Annotated in this window: 3 protein-coding genes; all 3 read right to left on the bottom strand. The window is 46.5% G+C overall.

Translation table 11 applies throughout. The features are described from left to right. Positions 1-1,658: glycoside hydrolase family 3 protein (locus BHV83_RS10440; RefSeq protein WP_286757494.1), on the bottom strand; the 1,658-nt coding region annotated here is incomplete at its 3' end. Positions 1,659-1,661: 3 nt separating this feature from the next. Continuing rightward, positions 1,662-2,264 (bottom strand): response regulator transcription factor, encoded by a 603-nt coding sequence (locus BHV83_RS10435; protein WP_036723903.1) that lies wholly within the window; start codon positions 2,262-2,264, stop codon positions 1,662-1,664. A gap of 5 nt (positions 2,265-2,269) precedes the next feature. Beyond that, positions 2,270-2,962: a hemerythrin domain-containing protein gene (locus BHV83_RS10430; RefSeq protein WP_005649463.1), complete on the bottom strand. Its 693-nt coding sequence runs from the start codon at positions 2,960-2,962 to the stop codon at positions 2,270-2,272. Between the last annotated feature and the right edge of the window lie 550 nt (positions 2,963-3,512).

Here is a 3,512-nt window from a genome sequence, read left to right as displayed (position 1 = left end):
GCTTTGTCGATCTCGCTCTGTTCTTCGGCTGTCAACGGATAACGGATCAGTTCCGATTCCGGCCAATTGGCATCTACCAGATCACAACCTTTCGTAAAGAGCACGTCCGTTCCTGGTTTTACCTTATTCCGAATACCTTCCAACACGGTTGTCACTTCTACGGCAAGCGGGCCGTAGTGTGTCAAAGCGTATGCCTCTTCATCTGCATTCGGACCGCATACGGCGATTTTGGAAATTTTGTTTACATCTAAAGGAAGGACGGCATCCTGGTTCTTCAACAGAACGAGCGATTCTTTTGAAGCCTGCAAGGCTACCAGTTGGTTTTCGGCGCAGTTTACCTCTTTGTCGGTCTCTTTCAAATCGATCTGATACGGATGGTCGAACAATCCAACGAGGAATTTGACGCGCAAGATGTCACGCACTCGGTCATCAATGGTGGACATTGGAATAGCTCCTTCCGCGATCAGTTCGCGAAGTGGCAGGACGTATGAATCCGGTGAGCGGAATGTACAACGTATGTTCAATCCCGCCAATACGCTTTGTAGCACGGATTCTTTCATATCGGCGGCAGTTCCGTGTTTAGAGAAAAGATATTCGACGGCGTCGCTGTCCGATACCACATATCCGCGGAAACCGAATTCGCCACGCAGACGTGTCGTCAGCCAATAATAGCTGCTCTGAATGGGGAATCCGTCGTAATCGTTGTATGAACTCATGACTCCGAGGATCCCGGCTTCCTTGATCACCCGTTTCCAGGGATAGACATGGATCATCTCGACCTCGCGTGGTGACATTTGCGGATCTACGCGTGCCATCCCTTCGCGTCCGCCTTTGTTGTTACTGTAAGCGATATAGTGTTTGGAAGTGGCGGCAACCTGGTAATCGGTCTGCATGCCTTTTGCCATTTCCACGCCCAACTCGGCTACCAGATACGGGCTTTCGCCGTATACCTCTTCATAGCGTCCCCAACGTTGATCGCGCCCGACATCGAGGATCGGGGCATAGACATTGGTATATCCCAACAACCGTCCTTCGCGCCCGGTGATATAGCCGACCTTATGAACCAGGTTCCGGTTCCAGGTGTGTCCCAATCCCAACTGTGTCGGGAAGTTGGTGGCGATATAGCTTTCTACCCCACGTATGCCCTCGTTCGTGAAGTCGGTCGGGATGCCGAGGCGTGTCTCTTCGATAAAGAACCGTTGTACTTCATTCAAAGCCCAGGCATGACGGGAAGCCGGCCAGACATACGGGTTGTCGGAAGGAGGAAGTCCCCATTGCTGGAAACCGTTCAGATGTTCATCGATGGCTCCTATGCCGTCTTTCCAGAGTTGTTTTTTCCAGTCCGATGTCGGCAGGTCGTCTTTCAGCACCCGCTTGTAACCGTAGAGCGTAACCATCTGGCAGGTTTTTTCTTCAACATTCATCTGCGAAAGGAGGTCTTCGACACGTGCATCGATCGGGACCGTAGGATCTTCATATACATCCTTTTTCCCATTCTTGTTGAAATCTATCCAGCCATTCCGGTAGATAGACTTGTTCGTTAATTTGTAAGTATCCGGTATCCGGATTTCCTGTGGCGTTTTGTTTTGTGCCTGCGTACAGAATGTCCCTGACAGGATAAGGCATGACGTAAGGACGGCGAGTTTGTTTTTCTTCATGGATTATAATTTGATATCGTTTAGTTCAACTAATTTGTTAACAATGGCGTATACGGTCAGACCACTGGCACTGTGTACCTGCAATTTCCGGGCGATGTTGCGTCGGTGTGTAACAACGGTGTGTGTGGAAAGGAACAGGCGGTCGGCTATTTCGCGGTTTGTCATCCCTTTGACGACACAGACCACGATTTCTTTTTCGCGTGCGCTGAGCGTCTGCTGTTCTTCGTTTTCGGTTTCCTCTTCCGGTGACGTATGGAGGCGTTCCAGCTTGTGGCGGATCTCGTCCGGGCTGTCATAGATGTTGATCTGGTCGTCGTAAGGTCGCAGCAGGGCATGATCAGCGACGGCATACAGCAGGGCTATGCATTTCATGTCCATACAGCCGGTTTCTTCCTTGAGAAGCTGAATGGTGTAGTAACCGGGAAGTGACGGGTTAATAATCAGTATGTCTGGTTTGTGTGAGCGAAGTGTTTCTTGCAAAAGCTCCGCAGTGGCAATTTCGATGATCTGGATGCGGAATCCGGGAATTCGCTTTAATACCGCTTCGAGCCCACTGCGGATGATGGCAGACGGTTCGGCAACCGCTATGTTTAATAAGGCGCTCATAGGCATCACTGTATTGTTTTTTCAAGAGTTAGGATCGCTGGGACGAAAAGATAGTCTTCTACGTGGTTATGGGAGGCCAGATCTTGTTCGGTCGCGAAGATGTCAAACAAGACGCTGTTCAGCAGGTTGCTTCCGGGTCCCGGATAATACTTGATCAAGATATTTTTCAGTTCGATAATCTTCATTTCGATCTGATCATGATGTTTTCGGAAGATCGTTATGTTGTATTTCGGGTCTTTTATCCCTTTTAATAATCCCCGGACGTATGGAAATACTGTCTTTTCTTCATACGACATGTGTTTGTGGACTTCTGCTGCATATTCGTCGAAAAATTTAGTGATAACGAACGCCACATCTTTCGGGCAGTCTGCAATAGCATCGGTCAGTTTACGGCGGATATGGGGCAGTCGGAAGTCCAGGAAATAGGCGTGTGCATTATGCAGATAAGTGATCAAAGCCTCGATCGACAGACATTTGTCAATGTTTGTCATCGGCGCGGATATCTCTTCCGTCAGAAAGTTTACGACGGTCAGGAACGTGCAGGGATCGACACCGTTTTGGCGGCATACCTCTCCGATATTCTTTTCTCCGAATCCGAGTGCAATACCGAAGCGGCTCATGACGAGCACCATCGGATAATTCTCACAGATCAGATCACTCATTTTATCGGTTTCCCGATATTTACCATTCTTATACATAGGCTTTTCTCTCTTGTCTTGGTGTTTGAATAGCCAAAGATACATAAAAAATAGATTCCGCAGACTGCGCTTACAGAATTAGTAAATTCGGTAAGTCAGATAGTTCCAACGATTGAAATAAAAGTTTCGACCGCAGACACATTTGTTTTGCGGCAGGAAACGAATGATTTGTGGATTTTAGGAAAATATCCGTCTTGCCTAGGGACTGAAAAGGGCTGTTTTGGGTAGTAATTCGCAAAAAAGGTGTTTTTTACATTTTGACAGTTTTTGTAATGGGTTGATTAATAAAGATATACTAATTTATATAATGTACGCGGAAGTGAAGAATTTTAAGAGTGAAATCGGGTGTGTGATCGTATTTAAGATGTTGATATATAGAAAAATAAGAGGATATTTAGAAATGACTAATGAAAACGTACGTTTTTTTTCGTCATTTTTTGGGAGCATTCAGTAAGTTCGTGAGCAAAAGAAGGTTTTTTGTACATATTAAGCTATCTGATTGATAAGAAAGAATATAGAAAAGAAAAAAACTTTGAAGAAAGAATTGCAG

This window comes from Parabacteroides sp. merdae-related_45_40 (assembly GCF_001915675.1).
The sequence above is the reverse complement of the archived record's forward strand: the minus strand, read 5'-3'. Positions and strand labels throughout refer to the sequence as shown.

Excerpts from the sequence above, each read along its gene's own strand:
- BHV83_RS10435 (WP_036723903.1), bottom strand. The coding sequence starts at position 2,264 with ATGAGCGCCTTATTAAACATAGCGGTTGCCGAACCGTCTGCCATCATC.
- BHV83_RS10430 (WP_005649463.1), bottom strand. The coding sequence starts at position 2,962 with ATGTATAAGAATGGTAAATATCGGGAAACCGATAAAATGAGTGATCTG.